This is a genomic window from Phreatobacter aquiterrae, from assembly GCF_053471285.1.
In genome coordinates, this window is the sequence record NZ_JBJPHW010000012.1 from 36,535 (window position 1) to 61,885 (window position 25,351).

A 25,351-nucleotide genomic window follows, 5' to 3' on the forward strand; every position below is an offset into this window, starting at 1 on the left:
CGCAAAGGTCATGTCACGGCTGTTGGCAAGCCGCCTTCCCGCGCGCAATGTGCGCGCCGCACAAGGGCCGAGCAATGCACCGGTCCGGACTTTCCAGCAAGCGGAGCATTCGATGACCTACGACCTGATCCTGCGCGGCGGGCGCGTGATCGACCCCTCGCAGAAGATCGACGGGGTGCGTGACGTCGCTTTCACCGGGGGCAAGGTCGCGGCCGTCGGCAAGGACCTGAAACCCGGCCCGAAGACCGAGATCCGCGACGTGTCCGGCTACATCGTCACGCCCGGGCTCATCGACCTGCACACCCACGTCTACTGGGGCGGCACCTCGCTCGGCATCGACGCCGAGGAGTTCTGCCGCACCTCCGGCGTCACCACCGCCATCGACACCGGTTCGGCCGGCCCCGGCAACTGGATGGGCTTCCGCAAGCACGTCATCGAGAAGAGCCAGGTCCGCATCCTCGCCTATCTCCATGTCAGCCATGCCGGCATCTACGGCTTCGACAAGCGGGTCATGGTCGGCGAGAGCCGCGAGATCATGCATCTCAATCCGGTCGACTGCGTCAAGGTGGCGGACGAGAACCGCGACCTCATCGTCGGCATCAAGGTGCGCGTCGGCCTGCATGCCTCCGGCATGAACGGCGAGGCCGCCCTCGACATGGCCCTGCAGGTGGCGAACGAGGTCGGCATGCCGCTGATGGCCCATATCGACCATCCGCCGCCGTCCTACGAGCATGTCATCGGCCGGCTGCGCCCGGGCGACGTCCTCACCCACGCCTTCCGCCCCTTCCCCAATGCGCCGGTCACCGCCCAGGGCGCGGTGAAGCCCGAGGTCGTCGCTGCCCGCAAGAAGGGCGTCATCTTCGACATCGGCCACGGCAAGGGCTCGTTCGCGTTCAAGACGACGCGCAACATGCTGGCGAACGGCTTCGAGCCCGACGTCATCTCCTCCGACGTCCACACGCTCTGCATCGAGGGGCCGGCCTTCGACCAGGTGACCACCCTGTCGAAGTTCCTCTGCCTCGGCATGCCGCTCGACCGCGTCATCGCGGCATCGACGGTCAATGCCGCCATGGCGCTGAAGCGGCCCGAACTGGGCAGCCTGAAGCCCGGATCGGCGGGCGATGCCACCATCCTCTCCATCAGGGAGGGCAAGTTCGACTATGTCGACGTGGTCGGCGAGCACCTGATCGGCGACAAGAAGATCGTCTCCGAGGGCACTGTCGTCGCCGGCAAATGGTGGCACCCGAAGCGCTCGAACAAGTTCCGCAAGCTCGCGGTGGCCTGACGGCCATCGACCGGATGCGAATCGAAAAGCCCGGCTGCAAGGCCGGGCTTTTCTCGTTCGGGAAGCGACCTTGCCGAAGGCGGGGTCGTCAGGCCGCGCGGATGCGGCCGAGGAAGGCGGCCACTGCTCCGTCCAGCTTCACCGATCCATCCTGGAGTTCGCGGGCCGCCTGCGTCATGGCGGTCGCGGCCTCGTCCGTCTCGGCGGCGGCGCGGGTGACGCGGTCGATGTCGCTCTCCACCGTCCGCGTGCCCTGGGCCGCGTCCGAGACGGAGCCGGCAATGCCGTTGGTGACGGCCGACTGCTCCTCGACCGCCGCCATGATCGAGAACGACACCGAATTGATCTCGCCGATCGTCTTGTTGATCGCCTCGATCGCCGCTACCGCGTCGCCGGTGACGGACTGGACCGCGCCGATCTGGGCGGCGATCTCTTCCGTAGCCTTGGATGTCTGGGCGGCGAGGCTCTTCACCTCGGTCGCGACGACAGCGAAGCCCTTGCCCGCCTCGCCGGCGCGGGCCGCCTCGATGGTCGCGTTGAGGGCGAGGAGATTGGTCTGCGCGGCGATGGCGTTGATCAGGTTGACCACGTCGCCGATCTTCTGGGTCGAGGTGACGAGCGTGCCGACGATCTCGCCGGTGCGCGTCGCCTGATCCACCGCGGAAGCTGCGATCTGCTGGGCCTGCGCCGTCCGGCTGGAGATCTCGCCGATCGATGAGGCGAGTTCCTGCGCCGAGGTGGCGGCGCTTTCCACGCTCTGCGTCGCGCTGGCCGAGGTCGCGGCCACGGTCTGGCCGAGGTCGGTGACGTTGCGGGCGACGTCGCCGACGCGGGAGGCATTGCCGACGATGGCGTCGGCGGACTTGGTGACCGTCGCGACCACTGCCTGGACGGTGCCGGAGAATTCATCGGCGAGCGCCGCCATCTCGCGGCTGCGCTGCTCGCGCATCCCGGCTTCGCGCTCCGCCTCGGTCATCTTCAGGCGCTCGACCTCGCGGACATTGTCGCGGAAGACGAGCACGGAGCGCGCCAGGCCGCCGATTTCATCCTTGCGCTCGGTATCGCTGACCTCGACGTCCGTGCGCCCTTCGGCGACGGCGTCCACGGCGCCGGTAAGGCGGCCGAGCGGACGCGTCACGCCCGACAGGATGGTCCAGAAGGCCATCAGGCCGGCGAGCAGAGCCAGACCGACCGTTGCGCCGATCAGCCAGGAGAGACTGCCCTTCATCTCCTCGATCCGGACCGCCAGAGCCTCCACCCGCCGCGCATTGGCGGCTGCGAAGGCCGACATCTCGGCGTTCAGCTTCTGGCGCGTGGTGCGATTGGATTCGTTGTCGCCGATCACCCGCGCCGCCTCGTTGCCCTGCGCGCGCCCGGCCGCGGAAAGGTCGTTGCGCAGCTTGATGAAGGCCTCGGCCTGCTCCAGCAGGCGATCGCGAACCGCGACGTCCTCAGGGCGGGCAAGACCGGCCCACTCCGTCACCACGGTGCGCAGCTTGGCGAGTTCCTTGTCCTGATTGGCGGCGAAGCGCTCCAGAGCGGGCTTCTGCGCCGACATGTAGATGCCGCGCGACTCCATGACGACCGCATAGATGAGGCCGTTCGCCTGCTCGGCGAGTTGCGTCACGCGGGCGTTGCGCTGATTCTCCTCGATGGCCAACTGATACCGCTGGAATCCGTAGGCAGCCACGGCCCCCACCACCAGCGAAGCGGCCGTGAGGCCACCGACGATCGAAAAGAGCCTCGTCTTGATCTTCAATGGATGTCTCCGAGTTTCCGTTCAACAGCAACTTCTCGTGAAAAAGTTTGGATTCCTTTAATCACGACCGGTCCCTGTTCTTGCCGGCTTGCCCGTGGCCGGGATCCCGGGCGAGCTTGCGCCCCTGCGCGCGGGTCACGATGATGGCCGCGAAAGGTTCGCAGTCCCCATGACCCATACGCCGTCCCTCGCCAGGGCCCCGATCGACCTCCCTGCACTCTCGCTGCTCCTCGGCGACATCCCGACCGAACGCGAACCGGTGATCGTTCGCCGCCGCTCGCGCGATTTCTTTTGGTACTCGCCCATCCTCGCCGAGCAGCTGAAGAGTGTTTCCGCCGACATCATCGTCAGGCCGCGCGACGAAGCCGACGTGGTCAGGACGGCCGCGGCCTGCGCGAAGCTCAGGATCCCCATCACCGTGCGCGCCGGCGGCACCGGCAACTACGGGCAGGCCATGCCGCTCGCCGGCGGTGTCCTCCTCGACATGACCGAGATGACCGGCGTCCTCTGGCAGAAGCCGGGATCGGTGCGCGTCAGGGCCGGCACCAATATCCTGGCCCTCGACCAGGAGACGCGGCCGAACGGCTACGAACTGCGCATGCACCCCTCGACCAAGCGCACGGCGACCATCGGCGGCTTCGTCGCCGGCGGATCGGGCGGCGTCGGATCGGTCGCCTATGGCGGCTTGCGCGAGCCCGGCAACATCCTCGCCGCGCGGATCGTCACCGTGGAGGAAGAGCCCCGCATCCTCGAACTGAGGCAGGACGCGGCGCAGAAGGTGAACCGGGCCTACGGCACCACCGGCATCATCACGGAACTCGAGATGCCGACGGCCCCCGCCTGGACGTGGATCGACGTCATCGCGGCTTTCGGCACCTTCCAGGAGGCCTTCGAGGCCGGCAAGGCGGTCGCCCATGCCGATGGCGTCGTGAAGAAGCTGGTGACGCCCATCGCCTGGCCGATCCCCGGCCATTTCTCGGCCCTCAAGGAGGTCTGTCCGGACGGCAAGGCCATCCTCATCTGCATGATTGCCGAGCCTTTCATGGAGAGCTTCGAGGCGATCCTCGGCGGGCGCGGCACCATCACCTACCGCGAGCCGTCGCGGGAGGGGCCGACGGAGACCCCGCTCTACGAATATGCCTGGAACCACACGACGCTGCAGTGGCTGAAGACCGACCGCTCCGTCACCTACCTGCAGCTCCTCTATCCTCACGACCGGCTCGACGAGAGTGTCCACCGGATGGCGGCCCTGTTCGACGGCGAAGTGCTGCCGCATCTCGAGTTCATCCGCTTCGGCGGCAAGCTGACATGCTCAGCGCTGCCAGTCGTCCGCTACACGACGCCGGAGCGGCTTTTCGAGATCATCCGCCTGCACGAGGAGCATGGGGTCATGGTCGCCAATCCGCATGTGTTCGGCCTGGAGGGCGGCTCGCGCCACAAACGCGCGGAGGCCGACCAACTCGGCTTCAAGGCGGAGGTGGACCCCATGGGCCTTCTCAATCCCGGCAAGATGGAGAGCTACGTCCCCGTTCGCTGAGGCGAGAGGCACGGGACTTGCCCGTCGCAGTCGCCCTTCCTTCAGCAGGCCCACCCCATGCGCGTTCTCTACCTCTACTGCCACCCCCTCCCCGAGAGCTTCCATGCCGCGATCCGCACAGAGGCCCTCGCCGCCCTGAGCGCGGCCGGCCACGAGGTCGACCTGCTCGACCTCTACGCGGAGGGGTTCGATCCCGTGCTGTCGGAGGACGGGCGGCGGCGCTATCACGACGAGAGCGTCAACCAGCAGGGGCTTGAGCCGTTCATCGCCCGCATCCGGGCAGCCGAGGCTCTGGTGGTGCAGTTCCCGACCTGGAGCTTCGGCCCGCCGGCCATGCTGAAAGGCTTCTTCGACCGCATGTTCATGCCCGGCGTCGGCTTCGACATTTCCGACCCCGCCGCGGTGAAGCCCCTCCTCGGCCACATCCGCTCCATCACCGGCATCGTCACCTATGGCCGGCCGTTCTGGTATGCGTTCTATATGGGCGATCCGCCGAAGAAGATCGTCACGCGCTACCTGTGGTGGTTCACCGGCTGGAAGGCGCGTCGCCGCTACCTCGCGCTCTATCACCTCAACGTTGCCAGCGCGGAGAAGCGCGCCGGCTTCATCGCGAAGGTGAAGGCGGCGATGGCGGGGGTGTAGCCTCAATTCTCCCGCTTCAGCGCGCTCTCGTGCCAGCGGCGCAGCAGCAGGTGAGAGACCCAACTGATCGTCAGGAAGATGGCGATGCCCGACATGGAGATCATGATCAGCGCCGCGAACATGCGCGGGATCTTGAGCTGGTAGCCGGCTTCAAGGATGCGATAGGCGAGCCCCGAGGCCGAGCCGCCCGATCCCGCCACGAACTCCGCCACCACCGCGCCGATGAGCGCGAGGCCGCCGGAGATCTTCAGGCCGCCGAGAAAATAGGGCAGCGCCGCCGGCAGGCGCAGGAAGCGCAGCGTCTGCCAGCGCGAGGCCCCGTAGAGCTCGAACAGGTTGCGCAGGTTGTGGTCGGCCGAGTTCAGCCCGAGGATCGTGTTGGAGAGGATCGGGAAGAAGGCGACGATCCAGGCGCAGATCAGCAGCGACAGGTTGATGTCGCCGACCCAGATGATGATCAGCGGCGCGATCGAGACGACCGGCGTCACCTGCAGGATCACCGCGTAGGGAAAGAGTGACTTCTCCAGCCATTTCGACTGGGTGAACAGCACCGCGAGGCCGACGCCGAGCGACACCGCGGCGATGAGAGCGGCGGCGGTGATGCGCAGCGTTACCCAGAGCGAGGCGGAGAGCGTGGCCCAGTCGGCGACCAGGGTCTTGGCGATCAGCCAGGGGCCCGGCAGGATGAACGAGGGGATCTCGCGCCACCAGACGATGAACTCCCAGGCCCCCAGCGCGATGACGCCGATGGCGAGCGGCGCGAGGATGCCGGGCCAGGCCTCGGTGGAGATGCCGAGAACCTTCCGATCCTCGCGGAAGATCGGGCGGGCCTCGGCATCGGTGCCGTCATGGGGAACGGAGCCCGGAGGAAGCGTCGCGTCGGTCATGCGGAGATCGCCTCCTTCAGCTTCTCGGATGCGATCCGGCACCAGTGGGCGTAGTCCGCCGAGGTGCGGAACAGGTCATCGCGCGGATAGGGCGCCTCCACCCTGAGGTCCGCCATCACCCGGCCCGGACGCGCTGCCATCACGACGATGCGCTGTGAGAGATAGACGCTCTCGAACACCGAATGGGTGACGAAGACGGCGGTGAAGCGGTTCGTCTCCCACAGGCGCAGGAGATCATCGTTGAGCTTGTGGCGGGTGATCTCGTCGAGCGCAGCGAATGGCTCGTCCATCAGGAGTATCTTCGGATGCGTCACCAGCGCGCGGGCGATGGAGACGCGCATCTTCATGCCGCCGGACAATTCGCGCGGATAGCTCGCCTCGAAGCCCTTGAGACCGACGAGGGCGAGCATCTCGGCGCCGCGCGCATCGGCCTCGCCGCGGTTCGTGCCGAGGAGTCTGAGCGGCAGGATGACGTTGTCGAGCGCCGTCGCCCAGGGCATCAGCGTCGGGTCCTGAAAGACGAAGCCGAGTTCGCGCGCCGGCCGCCCCCAGGCGTCGTGGCTCATGGTCGCCCAGTCGATGGTGCCGACGCTCGGATCGCCGAGCCCGGCGATCATGCGCAAAAGGGTCGATTTGCCGCAGCCAGACGGCCCCAGCAGGCTGACGAACTCGCCGGCCGCCAGGTCCAGATTGACGTCGCGGACGGCGATGGTGCCGTTCGCGAACTGCTTCGAGACATGACGGATGGCGACGAGCGGCTTGCCGCCCGTCGTCATCGGCTGCTCCTGGATTGCCGCCACGCTCACCTCAGGCCTTGCCCACGCCCTTGTTGATGAAGCGCAGGTCGTAGGCCTTCTCCACATCGATGCCGGCGGGGAAGACGCCGGCGTCGCGCATCTGGGTGTAGAAGGTCTGCCAGCGGGCGTCGGTCATGGCGCCGATGCCGAGGGTGGTCGCGTCTCCCGACATGACGATGCCGTTCTCGGTCATCACCTTGACGGCATAGTCGATCTTCTTCTGATCCATGTCCGGGTTGTCGCGCATGATCAGCTTGTTGGCCTCGGCGACCGCCGGCCCGCCCTTCATGTATTCGGCCCAGCCCTCCAGCGAGGCGGTGACGAAGCGCTGCACCACGTCGGTGCGCTCGTCCACCATCTTCCGCGAGATGTTGAAGGTTGTGTTGTAATTGGCGAAGCCGGAATCGGCGATGAGATGGACGAGCGGCTTCACCCCGCCCTGCTGCTCGATGGCGAAGGGCTCGGACGACAGGAAGCCCTGCTGGCAGATGTTCTTGTCGGCGAGGAACGGCGCCATGTTGAAGGTGTAGGGACGCACCTGCTCGTCGGTGAAGCCGAAGCGGGCCTTGAGATAGGGCCAGAACGAGGTGCGTCCGCCGACACCGACCAGGATGGTTTTGCCCTTCAGCTGCGGGAAGCTGTCGTTGCCGACGCCCGGATGGCAGATGATGACCTGCGGGTCCTTCTGGAAGATCGAGCCGATGCAGAGGAACGGCAGGTTCTCCTGCACGTAGCGGATGGCCTCGAAGGAATTCGACATGATCATGTCGACGCGGCCGCCGAGCAGCAGCTGCGAGGGGTTCTGCTGCGGGCCGCCCATGCGGATGTCCGCCTCGATGCCGTACTTCTTGTAGATGCCGGCGGCCACCGCCTGGTAGAAGCCGCCATGCTCGGCCTGGGCGCGCCAGTTGGTCTGGTAGGAGACCTTGTCGAGGCCCTGGGCGGTGACGAGGTCCGACCGCATCAGATAGGCGGCGGAGACACCCGCGCCGAGCGCCAGTGCGCGGCGGCGGGTCATGCGATTCGCGGGGGACGTGACGGACATGGCGACCTCTCCTGTGGCGGGCCTCTCCGGCCCATGAAATCCATGACGACGACCAGAGCAACGGGCGTGCCGATTTATCCTACGGAAATACGGGGCCAGCCGATCCAAGTTGCACATTTTTTCGGCTGAGTGCCAGCTGGTTGAGCGCCGATGGCAGCTGTCTGGCCCGTTGTCCGAGGCCTTGGGCGCAATGGCGCTTTCGGTCCGGATTTGGCACTGTGGGCTTACCCATCGGATGGACCGCACCATGACCCCACTCGACCGCCTTCGCGCCGACCTCGCCGGCATCGCCCTCGCGGACGATGCCGCCTCGCTCCGCATGGCGAGCCGCGACTTCTTCTGGTTCTCGCCCGTGCTGAAGCCGGAGCTGGACGGCAAGGTCGCCGAGCTGGTCGCCACCCCGGCGAACAAGGACGAGCTTCGCCGCATCGCGGCCGCCTGCGCCAGCCACCGCGTGCCGCTGGTCATCCGCGGCGGCGGCACCGGCAACTATGGACAGGCCGTGCCGCTCGCCGGTGGCCTCGTCGTCGACATGCGCCACATCAACCGCATGGTCTTCGCCAGGCCCGGCGCGGCGCGCTTCGAGGCCGGCGCGATCATGCTGGACATCGACAAGCTGCTCGATCCGCACGGGCAGGAACTGCGCTTTCACCCCTCGACACGGGCGCAGGCGACCATCGGCGGCTTCGTCGCCGGCGGCGCGGCGGGGGCCGGCTCCTGCACCTGGGGCCAGATCGACAATCTCGGCGCCGTCACCGCGCTGGAGGTGATGACGGTGGAGGAGGACCCGCGCCTCATCGAGCTGCGCGGCCGCGAGATCCTGAAGGTGATGCACGCCTACGGCGTCAACGGCATCATCACCGAGGTGGAGGTGCCGACCGCCCCGGCGCACGACTGGGCCGAGCGCATCGTCACTTTCGACAGCTTCATGGCCGCCGCGCGCTTCGGCCAGGCCTTGATGGAATGCGACGGCATCGCCAAGAAGCTCGTCTCCATCCACGACCCGCGCATCGGCCCCTATCTGAAGCGGCTGCAGCCTTACCTGCCGGCGGGGCGCGCCTTCGCCGTGCTGATGGTCTCCGAGCCGCAGGCCGACACGCTCGATCTCCTGATCGCCGACCACAAGGGCGAGGTCACCTTCCGCCGCGGCGCCGAGGAGGCCAAGGCGGTCGCCTTCGGCACCCACAAGGGTCGCGGCGGCCCCGGTCCGCTCTACGAATACACCTGGAACCACACGACGCTGCACGCGCTGAAGATGGACCCGTCCATCACCTATCTGCAGCTGCGCTTCCCCGCCCCGAACAACCTTGCCCTTGTCGAATGGGCGGCCAGGGAGTTCGACGAGGACGTGATGTTCCACCTTGAGTTCCAGCGCCGCGAGGGCAAGGTGATCACCTCCTCGCTGCCGCTGGTGAAGTTCACGACGCCCGAGCGCCTCGACCAGATCATGGCGCGCGCGGCGGAGGGCGGCGTGCAGCCGTCCAACGCCCACACCTACGTGCTGAACAATGTCGGCTGGAAGCGCGTCGACGCCCCGCAGCCGGAGTTCAAGCGGCTGGCGGACCCCTACGGCCTGATGAACCCCGGCAAGCTGCTCGGCTGGGAGGCGGAAGCGCAGGAGGCGGCGGAGTAGCCCTCTTCACCAGATCGCCGAAATGCGCGGCGCTCCACCCGCCACGCCCGGCCTTGCTCCGGCAATCCACGAATTCCTTGCCTACCCGTGCTGAGGTCACCTCGCATCCCTCAGGTGGACGGCTGCCCCAAGATGCTCCCACGGCCAGACGATAGCCAGGGAGGCGGCGCATCGCCGTGGTCGCCCTGGTCGGCTGCTCAGTCGCCGTTAGACCAGGCGATCGCATCTGCCCCGGCGGGCAAGACCATCGGACAGTCCGGATCGGTAGCAGCACGGTATATGACCTCTGCGACATTGTCCGCAGTCGTGAGATCGCCAGAGGCTTCCGCTTGCATCGCCGCCAGGGTCCGGCCCGCGAACTCCTCATAGGCGGGCGGGAACCAGCCGCCCTCAGCGATCCGCCGCTGCGCGCTCGCGGCGAAGCTGGTCGTCGGCGCCCTGCCCGGAAGAACGACCCGCGCGCGAATGCCGAAGGCGGCCAGTTCGATCGCGGCTGACTCGGTCAGTGCGTTCACCGCAGCCTTGCTGGCTCGATAGACCGAGAGCAGCGGCAGGGGCTTCAACGTCGAGCTGGAGCCGACGTTGACGATTGCGCCCGAGCGCCGCTCGCGCATCCCAGGGAGCACAGCCTGCATCATTGCAATGGTGCCGAAGACATTCGTCTCGAAAAGGTTCCGCACCGTCTCGATCGGGGTGCCTTCGACCGCGTTGAACCAGCCGATCCCGGCATTGTTCACGAGCACGTCGATGGGTCCCGCCTGCTCCACTGCAGTCGCGATGCTAGCGGCGTCGGTGACATCGAGCGGCAGGACGCGAAGCCGATCCGAAGCGGTCAGGGTACTGGCGGCCGGATTGCGCATCGTCGCCACGACGCTCCAACCGTGATTGAAGAAATGCTGTGCGATTTCGCGGCCAAAGCCGGTCGAGCAACCGGTGATGAGAACCGATTTCATGGGGGTAATCCTTGCTATCTGCTACTTGCAGCGGCAATATATGAAGGATTCTTCAGGTCTGGAATTCGCATATGAATCGCCCGGCGCCGGCGCTGCTAAAGCCACGGAAAACACCGCGCCAGACGCGTTCGACAGCCACCGTCGAGGCGATTTTCGAGGCGACTGTTCAGGTTTTGCTGGCGGACGGAGTCGGCAAGCTCACCACGACAAGGGTGGCAGAGCGCGCAGGCGTGTCAGTCGGCACCATGTATCAATATTATCCGCACAAGCAGGCGCTGCTCTTCGCGATTGTCGAGCGGCAGTTCGAGACCATGACATCCGCCATGCGCGTCGCCGCGGGTCGGCTTGCGGGTAAGGATGTAGCGACCGTTGCCGACGGGCTTGCGTTGGCTTGGCTCGACGTCAAGGCGGCCGATGTCGTCGCTTCGCGGGCGATCTACGGCATTGCTGCCGAGTTTGATCTGGGAGAGCTCATGCAGCGGGGCATGCGCCGAATGACCGGGATCATTGGGGAAGCGCTCGCCGCTGCACCGGACGCGCGCTTCGCTGACGTCAACTCCGCTGCGTTCATGACCGCCGCCTTGCTCGGAGGGTCGGTGCGCGTGGTGATGGAAGCCGATCCGTCGGACGATGGTCTCGCGCGTCTGCGCGCGGAACTGCCGCGTGCCTGCCGGGCTTACCTCGTCGCCGCGAACTGCTGCTGAGAGAGGCGTTCGACCCGCTCACAGGACAATCCGAATGTCCGCGAATGCAGACCGGCATCCAGAGGCGGCCTGTCTCCTCGGGCCCAAAGCCTGCCGAAATACAAAGCCTAGTTTACCGGCCCCACCGCGCCGCGCTGCTCGACGATCCGCCGGTACTGGTCCGGCTGGCGGTGCATGTCGAAATTGAAGGTGGTCGCCTTGTAGCTTTTGGTCAGGTCGAGGTCGCAGCGCGCGACGATCAGTTCGTCTCCTTGAGTCAGCGCCTGGCCGATGACCTCGCCGGTCGGGGCGATGATGGAGGAGCCGCCGATCATCTCGCAGCCCTCCTCCACGCCGCACTTGGCGACGCCGACAACCCAGGTGCCGTTCTGGTAGGCGCCGGCCTGCATGACGAGTTGGTTGTGGAACTCGGAGAGGCGGTCGTGGTCGGGGGCCGGCGGATTGTGACGCGGCGTGTTGTAGCCGAGCAGGATCATCTCCACCGACTGCAGGCCCATCATGCGGTAGGATTCCGGCCAGCGGCGGTCGTTGCAGATCATCATGCCCATGTTGCCGCCGAGCGTGTTCCACACGCCCCAGGAGAGATCGCCCACCTCGAAATAGCGCTTCTCGAGGTGCTGGAAGGCGCGCCACGGCTCGTGGTCGGCATGGCCGGGAAGATGGATTTTCCGATATTTACCAACGATATCGCCGGACTTTTTGACAAGAATGGCGGTGTTGTAGTGCCGTCCCTCCGGAGTGAGTTCCGCATAGCCGAGCGAGAAGCCGATGCCGAGCCGCGAGGCTTCGTTGAACAGCGGCGCCGTCTCGTTGGACGGCATCTCGCGCTCGTAGAAGCTGTCGATCTCGGTCTGGTCCTCCATCCACCAGCGCGGAAAGAAGGTGGTCAGCGTCAGTTCGGGGAAGACGATGAGATCGCAACGGTGGGACGCGGCCTCGCGCATCAGTTCCACCATGCGGGCGACGACCTCGCGCCGCGAATGGGCGCGCTGGATGGCGCCCATCTGGGCGGCGCCGACGGTGACGATGCGGCTCATGCGGTCTCCTTCTCGACGTCGGCGGCATCCTGCCCGACGATCTCGCGATAGATTTCAGGGTCGGTCGCGCCTTCGGTGCCGATGCACAGGATGCGCGAGGCGGCATCGAGGCCGAGCGCCGCCCGCACGCGGGCATCGCCAGCCACCGCCCTGAACCCGGCAAGGCCCGCGACGCCGGATTCGCCGGCCGCGATGCCAAGCGTGGCCAGGGCGCGCATCGCCTCGGCGGCCCGCTCATCGGGGATCGAGATGAAGGCGTCGGCCCCCGGCGAGAGCAGCGCCCAGGCAAGCTCCGAGGGCTCGCCACAGGCAAGGCCCGCCATGATCGTGTCGAGGTCGCCGCCGACCGTGGTCCAGCGGCCTGCGACGGCGCTGGCGAGAAGGCAGTCGGCCTTGTCCGGCTCGACCACCACGACCGTGGGCCGTTCAGCCCCCTGCTTCTCCCAGTACCAGGACAGGATACCGGCGGCGAGACCGCCGACGCCGCCCTGCACGAAGACATGGGTCGGGGACACCCCCTGCTCCTCCGCCTCCAGCGCCAGCACGGCATAGCCCTGCATCACGTCGCGCGGGATGAGGTCGTAGCCCGGCCAGGACGTGTCGGAGACGATGGTCCAGCCATTGGCTGCCGCAGCCTCCGCCGAGGCGCGCACCGCATCGTCGTAGTTGCCGGGAACGCGCCGCACCTCCGCGCCGAAGGCGGCGATGGCGTCCGCCCTGCCCTGGCTGACCGTCTCGTGGACGTAGATCACCGCCTTGACGCCCAGCCGCTTCGCCCCCCAGGCGACCGCCCGCCCGTGATTGCCGTCGGTGGCGCAGGTGACCGTCAGGCCCTCGGCCGAACCGCGCTGCGCCACCAGCCTCTGCACGGCATAGGCCCCGCCCAGCGCCTTGAAGCTCTTCAGCGCGAACCGCCGGCCCTCGTGCTTGTAGAGCACCGCGCCCACTCCGGCCTCGCGCGCCATTGCGTCCAGCGACAGGACCGGGGTCGGCGTGTAGCCGTCCCAGGCGGCGATGGCGGCCTGCGCCGCTCTGGCGCCATCGAGGGAGAGAATGGCGCGCTCCGCCGGCCCGTAGGGCTTGCCGCGATCGAGAGCGGGATTGGCGAGGAAGCGCGCGCCGGTCTCCGCAACGGAGATGGGCGACGGCTTGGGCGAGGAGGCTGAGGAGGTCATGCCGCGAACAACGCGCGACAGGGCCGGAACGTCAAGAGGCAAAGGATCGGAGGACTTCGCTGGAATGCAGCCATGCGGCGTGACAGGGCCGATTGACCTTCGCGTGGGCCATTGATCACAGCAGCGCCATCGACATCGCTCAAATCGGCCTCACCCGACCTAAAGCATGCCTATTTTCTGTTCATTCTTGCCTTGCCGCAAGGGCGGGAGACTTCTCCACGCCAGCATTTCCGCGACCTTTCTGCGTATGCAACGGTCCCGCGCCGGCTGGCACGACACTTGAAACCGGACAGGTCATCCACCCGGGAAGGACGACGCCATGGCCCTGTTCGACAACCCCTTCAATGCCGCCAAACGATTTCTCAAGGGCTGCGTCTGCGGCCGCCACGCCTCCGAAGCGGAGCATGAGAACGCCATCCGCGCCGAAGCGGTCGCGGTGGAACAGGCCGGCGAGGAGAGCCGCTACCGCCGTGTCGTCGAACAGGCGGTGATGCGCGCGCTCTTTCCGAACGACCACCAGCGCCGCGCCTTCCTGAAGGCCGTCGGCGCATCGACCGCCGCGGCGGCGATCTCGACCTTCTTCCCCATCGGCGCGGCCACCGAGGCCCTCGCCCAGACCGGCCCGATCGAGAAGAAGGACCTGAAGGTCGGCTTCATCCCGATCACCTGCGCGACGCCCATCATCATGGCGCACCCGCTCGGCTTCTATTCGAAGCACGGCCTGAACGTGGAGGTGGTGCGCACGGCCGGCTGGGCGGTGATCCGCGACAAGACCATCAACAAGGAATATGACGCCGCCCACATGCTGGCGCCGATGCCGATCGCCATCACCATGGGCGCCGGATCGAACCCCATCCCCTATTCGGTCGCCGCCATCGAGAACATCAACGGCCAGGCGATCACCCTTGCCAACAAGCACAAGGACAAGCGCGATCCGAAGGACTGGAAGGGCTTCCGCTTCGCCGTGCCCTTCGACTACTCCATGCACAACTACCTGCTGCGCTACTACCTCGCGGAGCATGGCCTCGACCCCGACACCGACGTGCAGATCCGCTCGGTGCCGCCGCCGGAAATGGTCGCCAACCTGCGCGCCGGCAATATCGACGGCTATCTCGGCCCGGACCCGTTCAACCAGCGCGCGGTCTTCGACGGCGTCGGCTTCATCCACATGCTGTCGAAGGAGATGTGGGACGGCCATCCCTGCTGCGCCTTCGCCGCCAGCCGCGAATTCGTCACCACCCTGCCGAACACCTACAAGGCCCTGCTGAAGGCGATCATCGACGCCACGGCGCACGCCCAGAAGGCGGAGAACCGCAAGGAGATCGCCACGGCCATCGCCGCGCCGAACTACCTGAACCAGCCGGTGACGGTGCTCGAGCAGATCCTCACCGGCACCTATGCCGACGGCCTCGGCCAGGTGAAGCGCGATCCGAACCGCGTCCAGTTCGATCCCTTCCCGTGGGAGAGCTTCGCCATCTGGATCATGAGCCAGATGAAGCGCTGGGGCCAGATCAAGGGCGACGTCGATTATGCCGGCATCACCCGCCAGGTGTTCCTGGCCACCGATGCGGCCGCCATGATGAAGGAACTGGGCCTCACCCCGCCCGCCACTTCGACCAAGACCTTCTCGGTCATGGGTAAGGCCTTCGATCCCGCCAAGCCGGAAGAGTACATCGCCTCCTTCGCCATCAAGCGGACCTGACGCGATGACCCGCTCCGTCGGCGCGCGGGCCCTGGTCCTGTCGCTCGTGATCCTGTCGGTCTTCCTGATCGGCTGGCACGTGGCCGTCAGCGGCGGCGGCGCCGGCGGACAGGCCGTCGATCCCGAATATGCCAGGCTCGTCGGAGCGGCCGCCGCGACCGGCGGGCAGACGCCCATGCCCGGCCCCATCGATGTCGGACGGACGATCTGGAAGCACGTCTCCGACCCGTTCTACGTGCGCGGCACCAACGACATGGGCATCGGCATCCAACTCGCCTATTCGCTCGCCCGCGTCCTCATCGGCTTCGGCATCGCCGTGCTGGTCGCCGTGCCGCTCGGCTTTCTCATCGGCATGTCGCCGCTGGTCTATCGCGCCCTCGACCCCTTCATCCAGGTGATGAAGCCGATCTCGCCGCTCGCCTGGATGCCGCTCGCCCTCTACACGATCAAGGATTCCTCGCTCTCCTCGATCTTCGTCATCTTCATCTGCTCGCTCTGGCCGATGCTGATCAACACGGCCTTCGGCGTCGCCAGCGTCCGCAAGGACTGGCTGAACGTCGCGCGCACGCTGGAGGTCGGGCCGGCCCGCATGGCCTTCACGGTGATCCTGCCGGCGGCGGCGCCAACGATCCTCACCGGCATGCGCATCTCGGTCGGCATCGCCTGGCTGGTCATCGTCGCGGCCGAGATGCTCGTCGGCGGCACCGGCATCGGCTACTTCGTCTGGAACCAGTGGAACAACCTGTCGCTGACCGACATCATCACGGCGATCCTGCTGATCGGCCTCGTCGGCATGGCGCTGGACCAGATCCTCGCCCGCCTCACCCACCTCGTGACTTATCCGGAGTGATGCTGCGTGGCCGGTTCCTACATCTCCATCGAGGGCATCGCCCGCCGCTTCCCCGCCCCCGAGGGCGGCCGCACCACCATCTTCGAGGACCTGTGGTTCGCAATGGAGCGCGGCGAGTTCGTCTGCGTCATCGGCCATTCCGGCTGCGGCAAGACGACGGTGCTGAACATCCTCGCCGGCCTCGACGAGCCGAGCGAGGGCGCGATCATCATCGACGGCAAGGCGATCGAGGGCCCGAGCCTCGACCGCGCCGTCATCTTCCAGAGCCACGGCCTGCTGCCCTGGCGCACTGTGCTCGGCAATGTCGCCTATGCCGTCTCGTCGAAGTGGCGGGACTGGCCGAAGGCGAAGGTCGAGGAGCACGCCCGCAAGGCCATTGCCACCGTCGGTCTCGCCGGTGCCGAGATGAAGAAGCCTGCGCAGCTCTCGGGGGGCATGAAGCAGCGCGTCGGCATCGCCCGGGCGCTCTCCATCGAGCCGAAGATCATGCTCATGGACGAGCCCTTCTCGGCCCTCGACGCCCTCACCCGCGGCACGCTGCAGGACGAGGTACGCGGCATCTGCCGCAACACCGGCCAGACGGTGTTCATGATCACCCACGACGTCGACGAGGCGATCTACCTCGCCGACAAGATCGTGCTGATGACCAACGGACCGGATGCGCGCATCGCCGAGATCGTCGCCAACCCCCTGCCCGCGACCCGCGCCCGCAACGAGGTTCACAAGCACCCGGCCTACTATCCCGTCCGAAACCACATCATCGACTTCCTGGTGACCCGCTCGAAGAGCTTCGCCGCCGAACTCGCTCAAGCGGGCAATGCATGGAACCGCCGCGCTCCGCCCGTCGTCATGCCGGGTGCGCCCGACGCAGCACCGCCGCCGCTGGCGCGGGCGGGCTGATCCCCACCCCACCCGACCAATCCCCAAGGAGACGGACATGATCCGCGAAGAGCTCACGGAAAAGATCCTCGACATCAAGCGCGAGAAGGGCTGGACCTGGAAGCACATCACCACCGAGATTGGCGGCATGTCGCCGGTGCTGGTCATCGGCGCGCTGCTCGGCCAGCACAAGCTGGTGAAGCCGCTCGCGAAGAAGGCGGCCGCGCTCTTCAGCCTCTCGGCGGCCGAGGAGGCCATGCTGAACGAGGTGCCGATGCGCGGCGCCGGAACGTCCATGCCGCCGACCGACCCGCTGATCTACCGCTTCTATGAGCTGGTCCTCGTCAACGGCCCGGCCTGGAAGGCCATCATCGAGGAGGAGTTCGGCGACGGCATCATGTCGGCCATCGACTTCAACATGGAGTTCGAGCGCGAGCCGAACCCGAAGGGTGACCGCGTGAAGATCACCATGTCCGGCAAGTTCCTGCCCTTCAAGTATTACGACAACGAGCAGGGCATTCCCGACTACGGCTTCAAGGAGAACTGATCGCTCCCCTCAGCCCGCATAGCCGAAGCCGACGGCCGGAGCCTCCGCGGTCTCGACCCAGACGCTCTTGGTCGTCGTGTAGGCGTAAAGCGCATCGATGCCCGACGAGCGGCCGTAGCCGGACTGGCCGAAGCCGCCGAACGGGCTCATGACGTTGATGGTCTTGTAGGAGTTCACCCAGAAGGTCCCGGCCCTGACCTTGGCCGCGACACGGTGTGCGCGGCCGACGTCGCGGGTCCACACCGCTCCGGCGAGGCCGTAGTCCGTGGCGTTGGCGATGGCCACCGCCGCCTCCTCGCAGTCGAAGGGCGTCACCGCGACGACCGGTCCGAACACCTCCTCGCGGGCGATCTCCATGGTCGGCGTCACCCGGTCCAGCACGGTCGGCGCGTAGAAGAAGCCGTCCTCACGCCCCACCGGACGGCCGCCGCCGGCGGCGACCGAGGCGCCCTCGCCGACGCCGGCCTTTACCATGGTGTCGATCTTCTCCCACTGTCCGCCATGGACGATGGGGCCGATCTGCGTCGCCTCGTCCATCGGGTCGCCGACCGGGATGCGCGGTGCGGCTGCCGCCAGCCGCTCGACGAATGCGGCGTGGATCGAGCGATGGACGAGGAGCCGCGAGCCAGCGACGCAGGACTGGCCGGCGCCGGAGAAGATGGCGGCCTGCGCGCCGAGCACGGCGCGGTCGAGATCGGCATCGGGGAAGACGATGTTGGCCGACTTGCCGCCGAGTTCGAGAAGCGTCGGCACGACCCGCTTCGCCGCCGCCTGGGCGATGCGCGAGCCGGTCTCCTTCGATCCGACGAAGACGACGAGCCGCGTCAGCGGATGCGACACGGCGGCGGCCCCGGTCGTCGCGCCATAGCCGGCGAGCACGTTGACGAGGCCCTTTGGGACACCGGCTTCCTCGCAGATGACGGCGAGCGCCAGCGATGTGAAGGGCGTCAGTTCGGACGGTTTCAGCACCACGGCATTGCCGGCGGCAATCGCCGGTGCGATCTGCCAGCCGGCGGTGAAGATCGGCGCGTTCCACGGCGTGATCTGCACCACGGCGCCAAGAGGCTCGCGGCGGACATAGTTGAGATGCGAGGTCGGCACGGGGATGACGTCGCCGTGCAGCTTGTCGGCCCAGCCGGCATAGTACTCGAACATTTCCGCGACCTTCGCCACCTCGACACGGGTGTCGCGGATCGGCTTGCCGGAGGCGAGCGTCTCCAGTTCTGCGAGCGCCGCAGCCTTCGCGCGGACCCCCTGCCCGATGGCCCAGATGATGCGGCCGCGCGCCGAGGCCGACATCGCCATCCAGGCGACGAAAGCCTCCGTCGTCGCGGCCAGCGCCTGGTTCGCCGCCGCATCGCCGCCGTCGCGATAGCTGGCGAAGGGCGACCCGGTCACGGGGTCGACCAGCGTGATCGTCTCCCCGGAGCCGGTCAGCGTCTCGCCGGCGATGCGGCTGCCGATGACGCCGCCGGGAACCAGCGAGGCATAGAGGGTCGCGACGCGGGCGGCGGTGTCGGGGCGATGGTGCGCGGTCATGCCTTCGGCTCGTCCTGAACGATGCGGTTGAAGTCCTCGCCGTCGGCGAGGCGGGCGGCGCTGTCGGCCCAGATGCGGGCGACGAGATCGCAGACAGGCAGGTCCACGCCGGTCTCGGCCATGAGCGATGTGGCAAGGCGAACGTCCTTGCGCATCAGGCCCATGGTGAAGCCCGAATCGAAGGCGCCGTTCAGCACCCAGCGCGGATAGTTGACCTCGGAGACGGCGGAGCGGCCGGAGGCGGCGTTCACCACCGCCAGCACATCCGCGGCGGGAACGCCGGCCGCCTCGGACAGGCGCACGGCCTCCGACACGGTGAGGAGATGGGCGCCGACGAGAAGGTTGTTGACGAGCTTGGCGACATTGCCGGCGCCCGATGCGCCGACATGCAGGCGCTTGCCGCTGATAGCCTCCAGCGCCGCCATGGCGGTCGCGAGATGGGCCGGGTCGCCGCCGATCATCATGGTCAGCGTGCCGGCCTCCGCTCCGGCAGGCCCACCGGAGACCGGCGCGTCGACAAAGCCGAGGCCCTTCACCGCAGCCGCTGCGGCGAGGCGGCGGGAGACCGAGGCTTCGGAGGTCGATGTATCGACGAAGACGGCGCAGGCCGGGGCCCTGGCGAGGAACCCGCCCTCACCCTCGACGACAGCGACGACGTGGTCGGCGGTCGGCAGCGATGCGATGACGATGTCACAGGCCGCGAAGAGATCGGCCGGGGTCGCGACGACCGTCACGTCCTTCCCCGCCGCCAGCGCGCAGCGCTCCGGAGAGGGATCGACGCCGAGGCTCTTGATACCCTTCGCCGCCAGATTGGCCGCCATGCCGAGACCCATCCGCCCGAGCCCGACCACGCCCACCGTCTGCTCTGCCACGTCCCGCCTCCAGCCATGCACCGGGCGGTTGCCACGCACGCCCCTGCCCTCGCTGGAAAAGGCCGCGCGCTCATGAAATGGTCAAGCCTCAAAGCCGGGCAGCGAGACGAACGGGACACAGACATGCGCATCTTCACGGCCAGCCTTGCCACGGAGACCAACACCTTCTCGCCGATCCCGACCGCGATGGAGAACTATCTGACTTGCGTCGCCTTCCGCCCCGGCGAGCACCCGACCGAACAGCCGACGCTGTGCAGCGCGCCCCTCTTCGTCGCCCGCCGCAGGGCGGCGCAGGAAGGCTTCACGCTGATCGAGGGCTCCTGCTTCTTCGCCCAGCCGTCCGGGCCGACGACGAAAGTCGCCTACGAGACGATGCGCGAGGAGATCCTCGACCAGTTGAAGGCCGCGATGCCGGTCGATGGCGTCCTCCTCGGCATGCACGGCGCCATGGTCGCCGACGGCTACGACGACTGCGAGGGCGACATGCTGGAGCGGGTGCGCGCCGTCGTCGGGCCGACATGCGTCATCGGTGTCGAGCTCGACCCGCACAACCACATGACGGCGAAGCGCGTCGGCCTCGCCGACATCATCATCTGCTTCAAGGAATACCCGCATGTCGACATCGTGCCGCGCGCCGAGGAGCTGGTGACCCTGGTGCTGAAGACGATCCGCAAGGAGATCAGGCCGGTCGCCTCCCTCTACGACTGCGGCATGATCGCCTTCTATCCGACCACCTCGGAGCCCAACACCTCCTTCGTCGCCCGCCAGAAGAGCTTCGAGGGCCGCGACGGCGTGCTCTCCGTCTCCTTTGTCCACGGCTTCCCCCATGCCGACGTGCCGGAAATGGGCTCGCGCATGCTGGTCTATACGGACAATGCCAAGGCGAAGGGCGACGCTCTGGCGACGCAGCTCGGCGGGGAGATCATCGCTCTGCGCGGCCGGACGGCGCCCCCCAATCTCGACTTCGCAGATGCGCTCGACCAGGCGCTGGCCTCCGACACCGCGAAGGGGCCGGCCATCATTGCCGAGCCGGCTGACAACGCCGGCGGCGGATCGGCCTCGGACAACACCATGTCGCTCGCCGAACTCGTCGCCCGCGGCGTCGAGAATGCCGCCGTCGCCCCGCTCTGGGACCCCATGGCCGTCGCCTTCTGCCACGCTGTCGGCCCGGGCGGCCGCATCCGCCTGCGCATCGGCGGCAAGACCTCGGAGCTCTCCGGAGACCCCTTCGACGCCGATTGCGAGGTGCTGGCGATCGCGAAGGACTGTCACCAGAGCTTCGGCGAGGCCAAGGGCCCGGTCGGCGACCTCGCCGCGGTGCGCATCGGCGGCGTCACCGTCATCATGAACACCAACCGCGCCCAGGCGCTGGGGCGCGAGATCTTCACCGAACTCGGCCTGAACCCGGCCTCCTACAGGCTGCTGGTGCTGAAATCGGCGCAGCACTTCATGGCCGCTTACGGACCGCTCGCCTCCCATGTCTTCTACTCGGAAACGCAGGGGCCCTCGACCCAGCGCTACGAAAAACACGCCTATGCCCGCATCGCCCGGCCGAAATGGCCGCTCGATGCCGGGGCGCCGGGCGGATTGATCGCCTGAGCTTCGGCGGCCGATGCCTGCGGACCAAGGGCGCCGTCTGCGTCACATCGGCGGATCGCGCCTTCGCATGTCAAAAGACGTCTTCGAGACCGCCGCCATCGGCCATGATGACCGATGACACACACCATCGATATCCGGGCTGGAAGCATGACCGTCGATTCCAGTCTGATGCGCCTGACCTATGTCAGCATCCACAACCTTGACTGCGACGCGGACGGGTTCCATCCCGCCTTCACGGCGATCGAGGAGGCGGCCGTTCCCCGCAACGCCGAACTCGGCGTCACCGGCTTCCTCATCTGTGCGCGGCGCTGGTTCGCGCAGGTCATAGAGGGGCCGGCGCAGGCCGTCGAGCAGCTCTATGCGGTCATCGCGGCGGACGCGCGCCACCACTCGCTGCAGCTCGTCGAGCACATCGAGGCCGATCACCGCCTGTTCCCCGACTGGCACCTCGCTATCGGCCATACGTCATCGGCGGCGGGCATGGTCTTCGCCACGCTCGACTTCTCCGAGATCGAGGTGCCGCAGGGGCGGCTGCCGCGCGATTTCCACGACCTCGCGACGGACCTTGCCGCGCTGAAGCGGCTGACAGATTGACGCCCTAGAGCCCCGCCTGTGCGGCGATGATCGTCTCGCCGCGGATGTCCTCGGTCAGCTTCTCCTCGAGCGCGGCAAATTCCGCCGTCGTCTTGATCTTGTAGGAGCGCGGATGGGCGAAGGGCACCTCGACCTCGCTCTTGAAGCGGCCGGGGCGCGCGCTCATCACCAGAACGCGGTTCGCCATGAACACCGCCTCCTCGATATCGTGGGTGACGAAAAGCACGGTCTTGCGATGCTGCTCCCAGATCGACAGCAGCAGTTCCTGCATCAGCGAGCGGGTCTGATGGTCGAGGGCGCCGAAGGGTTCGTCGAGCAGCAGCACCTTGGGATCGTTGGCCAGCGCACGGGCCAGCGCGGCGCGCTGCTGCATGCCGCCCGACAGCTGCTTGGGGTAGTGGTTGGCGAACTGCGTGAGGCCGACCTGGCGCATCAGCGTGTCGGCGATAGCCCGCCGCTCGGCGGCACCAACGCCGCGCTCGCGCGGCCCGAATTCAATGTTTTCGGCCACGGTGAGCCAGGGAAACAGCGTGTAGCTCTGGAACACCATGCCGCGGTCCGCGCCGGGTTCGGTGACGGTCGCGCCGTCGAGCGTCACCGTGCCGGAGGTCGGCCGGTCGAGGCCGGCGACGATGCGCAGCAGCGTGGACTTGCCGCAGCCGGAGGGGCCGAGGATGGCGACGAAATCGCCCTCCCCCACGCTGAGATCGACCGGCGCCAGCGCCTGCACCGGCTCGCCGCCGCGTACGGCCGGAAAGGTGCGCGACACGCCCCTGATGACGACGCCGCTCATATGGTGCTCCAGGGGAACAGCTTCTGGTTCACCGCCTTGAACAGGAAGTCGGAGATGAGCCCGATGACGCCAATGATGATGATGCCGAAGATCATCTGGCCGGTGGCGAGCAGCGCCTGGCTCTCGATGATCATGTGGCCGATGCCGGAGGATGACCCGATCAGCTCGGCGACGATGACATAGGTCCAGGCCCAGCCGAGGACGAGGCGCAGGATCTCGGCGATCTGCGGCGCTGCATAGGGCACCATGACCCGGCCGACGATGCCCTGGTCGCGTGCCCCGAGGGTGAGCGCCGCCTCGACGAGGTCGCGGCGGATCGATCCGACCGCCACCGCCACCATCAGCACGATCTGGAACACCGAGCCGACGAAGATGACGAGCAGCTTCTGCGTCTCGCCGACGCCGGCCCACAGGATGAAGAGCGGGATGAAGGCCGAGGCCGGCAGGTAGCGGGCAAAGGAGACGAAGGGCTCGAAGAAGGCCTCCACCGGCTTGTAGGCGCCCATGGCGAGCCCCAACGGCACGGCGATGAGAGCCGCCAGGATGAAGCCGCCGACGACCCGCCAGACCGTGACGCCGATGTCCTTTAGGAAGCCGTGGTGGGTAATGAGGTTCCAGCCCTCCTGGAACATGGTCACGGGGTCGGCGAGGAAGATCTTCGGCACGAGGCCGCCGAAGGTCACCGCCGCCCATGCGGCGAAGAAGATGACGAAGAACGATATGCCGAGGACGACGCGCGCCGTCGGGGACACGGGCTCGAGGGGTTTCATCCGCGATTCTCCTCGCGTGGTCGGAAAGGCAGGTCGGCGGAGGCGTGACCCAAATAGGAAAGGAGCTCGGCAACCTCGGTCAGTGAGTACGCACTGACCTGTTCGGGATAGTCGGCGAGCCAATGGGTCATCTCCCAATCGTCTCTCAGCCGTCCCGCTCCATCGGCTTGCGGTCGCTCGGCCATATCCATTTTCGCGTTGAACGACAGCAACCAATAGAAGTCGTTCTCGGGCAGAGGGAACTCGCTGGAACCGACCTGAAATGCCAATTCGTCGATGAGGCGGCAGGTGACGGCCTTCAGGTTTTCGAGGTCGACTGTCGTTGCCAATAAAGCCTCCCAACGCGTCATGGCCGGGCTTGGCCCGGCCATCCACGACTTGAACACGAACGAGCAAGGAATTCGTGGATGCCCGGCACAAGGCCGGGCATGACGACATGAGCGCAACCGCCTACTGGATGAAGCGCGTGTCGACCATGGTGTCGAAGTTCGGCTTCTGCCGGATCACGCCGATCTCCAGCAGCAGGTCCGCCGCCTTCTCGGTGAAGCGGCGCCACTCGCCGGCGAAGAAGATCTTGTTCGCCTCGCGGTCCTGCCAGCGCAGATACTGCGCCGAGTTGCCGAACTGCTCGGCCGTCTGGCGCACGTCGGCGCCCATGATGCGATAGGCCTCGGCCTGGTTGGTCTTGATCATCTCGAGCGCCTCGAAATAGCTCTTCGCCAGCGCACGAACCGCCGCCTCGTTGGCCTGGATGAAGGCCGGCGTGCAGCCGAACGTGTCCATGACCATGGGATAGTCGAGGGTGGTGGCGATGATCTTGCCCGCCTGCGGGGCGTTGCGCACCGACGACAGATAGGGCTCGTAGGTCATGGCGGCGTCGTTCTGGCCGGCCACGAAGGCCTGCGCCGCCGGTCCCGGCTCCATGTTGACGACGGTCACGTCGCGCACCGACATGCCGTTCTCCTTGAGGAACCAGGCGAGCGCGAAATAGGGCGAGGTGCCCGGCGCCGAGGCTGCGATGGTCTTGCCGCGCAGGTCGCGGATGGAGTTGATGCCGTTGCGCACCACCATGCCGTCGGCGCCGTAGCTCTTGTCGAGCTGGAAGATCTGCGTCGTGGCGATGCCGCTGGCGTTCCACGAAATCCAGGTTTCGACGGTGGTCGCGGCGCACTGGATGTCGCCGGAGGCGATGGCGAGGTGGCGGCTCGCCTGCGGGATCTTGCGGATGGTCACGTCGAGGCCGTTGCGCGCGAAGATGCCGGCTTCCTTGGCGAGGGTGAGCGGCGCGAATCCGGTCCAGCCGGAAATGCCGATATTGACCTTGGTCTGGGCCATGGCCGGGCCGGCCAGACCGAGGCCGGCGGCGAGAGCCGCGCCGGCCATGAGGCGGCGCAGGGTGGACGGTTGCGACATCGTCGTTCTCCTCTGGCGGCCTTCTGGAGCAGGACCGCATCTGCCGCCACTGTAGGTGGCGGGACAAATCCCATGGCATACGGAACTATGCGTATGCGGCACAGATTCCTGTGCGCCGCAGCAAGAATGAGCCGAAGTTTCCCCGGCGCGATCTCGATATCGACTCTCCGGCGCATCGGTTTGGTACATGCACGCCGATGGACAGCAGCGCGCGCATCTGCAACCTTCGGTAAAATTCAAAATGGATCCGCTGCGGGACTGATGGGGGCTGTGTTGAGGGTCGTGATGAGGATGACCTATGCAAAATGGATCGTCATTGGAGGAGGCCTTCTTGCCTCA

Annotated in this window: 24 protein-coding genes; 11 read left to right on the forward strand and 13 right to left on the reverse strand. The window is 67.1% G+C overall.

The features are described 5' to 3' along the window. The first annotated feature begins 112 nt into the window (after positions 1–112). Complete coding sequence (locus tag ACJ4V0_RS17340) at positions 113–1,285, forward strand: amidohydrolase/deacetylase family metallohydrolase (RefSeq protein ID WP_448300856.1); 1,173 nt, start codon at positions 113–115, stop codon at positions 1,283–1,285. Between the two features lie 88 nt (positions 1,286–1,373). Here the strand turns inward: ACJ4V0_RS17340 and ACJ4V0_RS17345 are convergent, their stop codons facing one another. Next, the gene (locus tag ACJ4V0_RS17345; RefSeq protein ID WP_448300857.1) at positions 1,374–3,044 is read right to left on the reverse strand and encodes a methyl-accepting chemotaxis protein; all 1,671 of its coding nucleotides are present in this window, start codon (positions 3,042–3,044) and stop codon (positions 1,374–1,376) included. 169 nt (positions 3,045–3,213) lie between these two features. On the opposite strand from ACJ4V0_RS17345, the gene ACJ4V0_RS17350 reads away from it, so the two are divergent. Together ACJ4V0_RS17350 and ACJ4V0_RS17355 are read left to right on the forward strand one after the other, a co-directional pair. Continuing rightward, complete coding sequence (locus ACJ4V0_RS17350) at positions 3,214–4,581, forward strand: FAD-binding oxidoreductase (protein ID WP_448300858.1); 1,368 nt, start codon at positions 3,214–3,216, stop codon at positions 4,579–4,581. A 57-nt stretch (positions 4,582–4,638) separates the two neighbouring features. Next, the gene (locus ACJ4V0_RS17355) at positions 4,639–5,223 is read left to right on the forward strand and encodes an NAD(P)H-dependent oxidoreductase (protein WP_448300859.1); all 585 of its coding nucleotides are present in this window, start codon (positions 4,639–4,641) and stop codon (positions 5,221–5,223) included. Between the two features lie 2 nt (positions 5,224–5,225). On the opposite strand, the gene ACJ4V0_RS17360 is transcribed toward ACJ4V0_RS17355, so the two are convergent. Genes ACJ4V0_RS17360 through ACJ4V0_RS17370 form a run of 3 tightly spaced genes read right to left on the reverse strand, consistent with a single transcriptional unit; the run spans position 5,226 to position 7,952 of the window. Continuing rightward, a complete protein-coding gene (locus ACJ4V0_RS17360) occupies positions 5,226–6,110 on the reverse strand; it encodes an ABC transporter permease (protein ID WP_448300860.1) in 885 nt (294 codons plus the stop codon). Next, entirely contained in the window at positions 6,107–6,886 is a 780-nt protein-coding gene (locus ACJ4V0_RS17365) for an ABC transporter ATP-binding protein (RefSeq protein ID WP_448300953.1), read from the reverse strand. The genes ACJ4V0_RS17360 and ACJ4V0_RS17365 overlap by 4 nt, the downstream gene beginning before the upstream one ends. A 31-nt stretch (positions 6,887–6,917) precedes the next feature. Then, positions 6,918–7,952, reverse strand: coding sequence for an ABC transporter substrate-binding protein (locus tag ACJ4V0_RS17370; RefSeq protein ID WP_448300861.1), 1,035 nt, complete (start codon positions 7,950–7,952; stop codon positions 6,918–6,920). A gap of 247 nt (positions 7,953–8,199) precedes the next feature. Between ACJ4V0_RS17370 and ACJ4V0_RS17375 the strand changes: the two genes are divergently transcribed. Then, positions 8,200–9,585 (forward strand): FAD-binding oxidoreductase, encoded by a 1,386-nt coding sequence (locus ACJ4V0_RS17375; protein WP_448300862.1) that lies wholly within the window; start codon positions 8,200–8,202, stop codon positions 9,583–9,585. Between the two features lie 197 nt (positions 9,586–9,782). On the opposite strand, the gene ACJ4V0_RS17380 is transcribed toward ACJ4V0_RS17375, so the two are convergent. Continuing rightward, positions 9,783–10,538: an SDR family oxidoreductase gene (locus tag ACJ4V0_RS17380; RefSeq protein WP_448300863.1), complete on the reverse strand. Its 756-nt coding sequence runs from the start codon at positions 10,536–10,538 to the stop codon at positions 9,783–9,785. A 71-nt stretch (positions 10,539–10,609) separates the two neighbouring features. Between ACJ4V0_RS17380 and ACJ4V0_RS17385 the strand changes: the two genes are divergently transcribed. After that, a complete protein-coding gene (locus tag ACJ4V0_RS17385) occupies positions 10,610–11,242 on the forward strand; it encodes a TetR/AcrR family transcriptional regulator (protein WP_448300864.1) in 633 nt (210 codons plus the stop codon). Between the two features lie 107 nt (positions 11,243–11,349). Here ACJ4V0_RS17385 and ACJ4V0_RS17390 read toward each other — a convergent pair whose 3' ends face one another. Beyond that, the gene (locus ACJ4V0_RS17390; RefSeq protein ID WP_448300865.1) at positions 11,350–12,279 is read right to left on the reverse strand and encodes an N-carbamoyl-D-amino-acid hydrolase; all 930 of its coding nucleotides are present in this window, start codon (positions 12,277–12,279) and stop codon (positions 11,350–11,352) included. Beyond that, complete coding sequence (locus tag ACJ4V0_RS17395; RefSeq protein WP_448300866.1) at positions 12,276–13,454, reverse strand: diaminopropionate ammonia-lyase; 1,179 nt, start codon at positions 13,452–13,454, stop codon at positions 12,276–12,278. The genes ACJ4V0_RS17390 and ACJ4V0_RS17395 overlap by 4 nt, the downstream gene beginning before the upstream one ends. A 319-nt stretch (positions 13,455–13,773) precedes the next feature. Here ACJ4V0_RS17395 and ACJ4V0_RS17400 point away from each other — a divergent pair, with 319 nt between their 5' ends. The 4 genes from ACJ4V0_RS17400 to cynS are packed head-to-tail and all read left to right on the forward strand — an operon-like array spanning position 13,774 to position 17,432. Next, positions 13,774–15,156, forward strand: a complete 1,383-nt coding sequence (locus ACJ4V0_RS17400; RefSeq protein ID WP_448300867.1) for a CmpA/NrtA family ABC transporter substrate-binding protein — start codon at positions 13,774–13,776, stop codon at positions 15,154–15,156. Positions 15,157–15,160: 4 nt separating this feature from the next. After that, a complete protein-coding gene (gene ntrB, locus ACJ4V0_RS17405) occupies positions 15,161–16,006 on the forward strand; it encodes a nitrate ABC transporter permease (RefSeq protein ID WP_448300868.1) in 846 nt (281 codons plus the stop codon). 6 nt (positions 16,007–16,012) lie between these two features. Next, positions 16,013–16,906 (forward strand): ABC transporter ATP-binding protein, encoded by an 894-nt coding sequence (locus ACJ4V0_RS17410; protein WP_448300869.1) that lies wholly within the window; start codon positions 16,013–16,015, stop codon positions 16,904–16,906. Between the two features lie 37 nt (positions 16,907–16,943). Further along, positions 16,944–17,432, forward strand: coding sequence for a cyanase (gene cynS, locus ACJ4V0_RS17415; RefSeq protein ID WP_448300870.1), 489 nt, complete (start codon positions 16,944–16,946; stop codon positions 17,430–17,432). Positions 17,433–17,441: 9 nt separating this feature from the next. On the opposite strand, the gene ACJ4V0_RS17420 is transcribed toward cynS, so the two are convergent. Both ACJ4V0_RS17420 and ACJ4V0_RS17425 read right to left on the reverse strand, forming a co-directional pair. Further along, entirely contained in the window at positions 17,442–18,971 is a 1,530-nt protein-coding gene (locus ACJ4V0_RS17420; RefSeq protein WP_448300871.1) for an aldehyde dehydrogenase family protein, read from the reverse strand. Further along, on the reverse strand, positions 18,968–19,843 hold the full coding sequence (locus ACJ4V0_RS17425) for an NAD(P)-dependent oxidoreductase (RefSeq protein ID WP_448300872.1): 876 nt from the start codon (positions 19,841–19,843) through the stop codon (positions 18,968–18,970). Before ACJ4V0_RS17425 ends, ACJ4V0_RS17420 begins: the two co-directional genes overlap by 4 nt. Positions 19,844–19,966: 123 nt before the next feature. Between ACJ4V0_RS17425 and ACJ4V0_RS17430 the strand changes: the two genes are divergently transcribed. Beyond that, positions 19,967–21,442 (forward strand): M81 family metallopeptidase, encoded by a 1,476-nt coding sequence (locus ACJ4V0_RS17430; protein WP_448300873.1) that lies wholly within the window; start codon positions 19,967–19,969, stop codon positions 21,440–21,442. Positions 21,443–21,589: 147 nt separating this feature from the next. Next, positions 21,590–22,036 carry a BLUF domain-containing protein gene (locus ACJ4V0_RS17435; protein ID WP_448300874.1) on the forward strand — a complete coding sequence of 149 codons (447 nt, stop codon included), beginning with the start codon at positions 21,590–21,592 and terminating at the stop codon, positions 22,034–22,036. 4 nt (positions 22,037–22,040) lie between these two features. Here the strand turns inward: ACJ4V0_RS17435 and ACJ4V0_RS17440 are convergent, their stop codons facing one another. From ACJ4V0_RS17440 to ACJ4V0_RS17455, 4 genes are all read right to left on the reverse strand, one after another. Beyond that, positions 22,041–22,829, reverse strand: coding sequence for an ABC transporter ATP-binding protein (locus tag ACJ4V0_RS17440; RefSeq protein WP_448300875.1), 789 nt, complete (start codon positions 22,827–22,829; stop codon positions 22,041–22,043). Further along, on the reverse strand, positions 22,826–23,599 hold the full coding sequence (locus tag ACJ4V0_RS17445; RefSeq protein ID WP_448300876.1) for an ABC transporter permease: 774 nt from the start codon (positions 23,597–23,599) through the stop codon (positions 22,826–22,828). Before ACJ4V0_RS17445 ends, ACJ4V0_RS17440 begins: the two co-directional genes overlap by 4 nt. Then, on the reverse strand, positions 23,596–23,928 hold the full coding sequence (locus tag ACJ4V0_RS17450) for a hypothetical protein (protein ID WP_448300877.1): 333 nt from the start codon (positions 23,926–23,928) through the stop codon (positions 23,596–23,598). The genes ACJ4V0_RS17445 and ACJ4V0_RS17450 overlap by 4 nt, the downstream gene beginning before the upstream one ends. A 121-nt stretch (positions 23,929–24,049) precedes the next feature. Further along, complete coding sequence (locus ACJ4V0_RS17455; protein ID WP_448300878.1) at positions 24,050–25,012, reverse strand: ABC transporter substrate-binding protein; 963 nt, start codon at positions 25,010–25,012, stop codon at positions 24,050–24,052. Positions 25,013–25,351 lie beyond the last annotated feature (339 nt).

Excerpts from the sequence above, each read along its gene's own strand:
- cynS (WP_448300870.1), top strand. The coding sequence starts at position 16,944 with ATGATCCGCGAAGAGCTCACGGAAAAGATCCTCGACATCAAGCGCGAG.
- ACJ4V0_RS17380 (WP_448300863.1), bottom strand. The coding sequence starts at position 10,538 with ATGAAATCGGTTCTCATCACCGGTTGCTCGACCGGCTTTGGCCGCGAA.
- ntrB (WP_448300868.1), top strand. The coding sequence starts at position 15,161 with ATGACCCGCTCCGTCGGCGCGCGGGCCCTGGTCCTGTCGCTCGTGATC.
- ACJ4V0_RS17355 (WP_448300859.1), top strand. The coding sequence starts at position 4,639 with ATGCGCGTTCTCTACCTCTACTGCCACCCCCTCCCCGAGAGCTTCCAT.
- ACJ4V0_RS17340 (WP_448300856.1), top strand. The coding sequence starts at position 113 with ATGACCTACGACCTGATCCTGCGCGGCGGGCGCGTGATCGACCCCTCG.
- ACJ4V0_RS17430 (WP_448300873.1), top strand. The coding sequence starts at position 19,967 with ATGCGCATCTTCACGGCCAGCCTTGCCACGGAGACCAACACCTTCTCG.
- ACJ4V0_RS17350 (WP_448300858.1), top strand. The coding sequence starts at position 3,214 with ATGACCCATACGCCGTCCCTCGCCAGGGCCCCGATCGACCTCCCTGCA.
- ACJ4V0_RS17395 (WP_448300866.1), bottom strand. The coding sequence starts at position 13,454 with ATGACCTCCTCAGCCTCCTCGCCCAAGCCGTCGCCCATCTCCGTTGCG.
- ACJ4V0_RS17400 (WP_448300867.1), top strand. The coding sequence starts at position 13,774 with ATGGCCCTGTTCGACAACCCCTTCAATGCCGCCAAACGATTTCTCAAG.
- ACJ4V0_RS17445 (WP_448300876.1), bottom strand. The coding sequence starts at position 23,599 with ATGAAACCCCTCGAGCCCGTGTCCCCGACGGCGCGCGTCGTCCTCGGC.
- ACJ4V0_RS17435 (WP_448300874.1), top strand. The coding sequence starts at position 21,590 with ATGACCGTCGATTCCAGTCTGATGCGCCTGACCTATGTCAGCATCCAC.
- ACJ4V0_RS17440 (WP_448300875.1), bottom strand. The coding sequence starts at position 22,829 with ATGAGCGGCGTCGTCATCAGGGGCGTGTCGCGCACCTTTCCGGCCGTA.
- ACJ4V0_RS17375 (WP_448300862.1), top strand. The coding sequence starts at position 8,200 with ATGACCCCACTCGACCGCCTTCGCGCCGACCTCGCCGGCATCGCCCTC.
- ACJ4V0_RS17385 (WP_448300864.1), top strand. The coding sequence starts at position 10,610 with ATGAATCGCCCGGCGCCGGCGCTGCTAAAGCCACGGAAAACACCGCGC.
- ACJ4V0_RS17420 (WP_448300871.1), bottom strand. The coding sequence starts at position 18,971 with ATGACCGCGCACCATCGCCCCGACACCGCCGCCCGCGTCGCGACCCTC.
- ACJ4V0_RS17370 (WP_448300861.1), bottom strand. The coding sequence starts at position 7,952 with ATGTCCGTCACGTCCCCCGCGAATCGCATGACCCGCCGCCGCGCACTG.
- ACJ4V0_RS17365 (WP_448300953.1), bottom strand. The coding sequence starts at position 6,886 with ATGACGACGGGCGGCAAGCCGCTCGTCGCCATCCGTCATGTCTCGAAG.
- ACJ4V0_RS17455 (WP_448300878.1), bottom strand. The coding sequence starts at position 25,012 with ATGTCGCAACCGTCCACCCTGCGCCGCCTCATGGCCGGCGCGGCTCTC.
- ACJ4V0_RS17390 (WP_448300865.1), bottom strand. The coding sequence starts at position 12,279 with ATGAGCCGCATCGTCACCGTCGGCGCCGCCCAGATGGGCGCCATCCAG.
- ACJ4V0_RS17360 (WP_448300860.1), bottom strand. The coding sequence starts at position 6,110 with ATGACCGACGCGACGCTTCCTCCGGGCTCCGTTCCCCATGACGGCACC.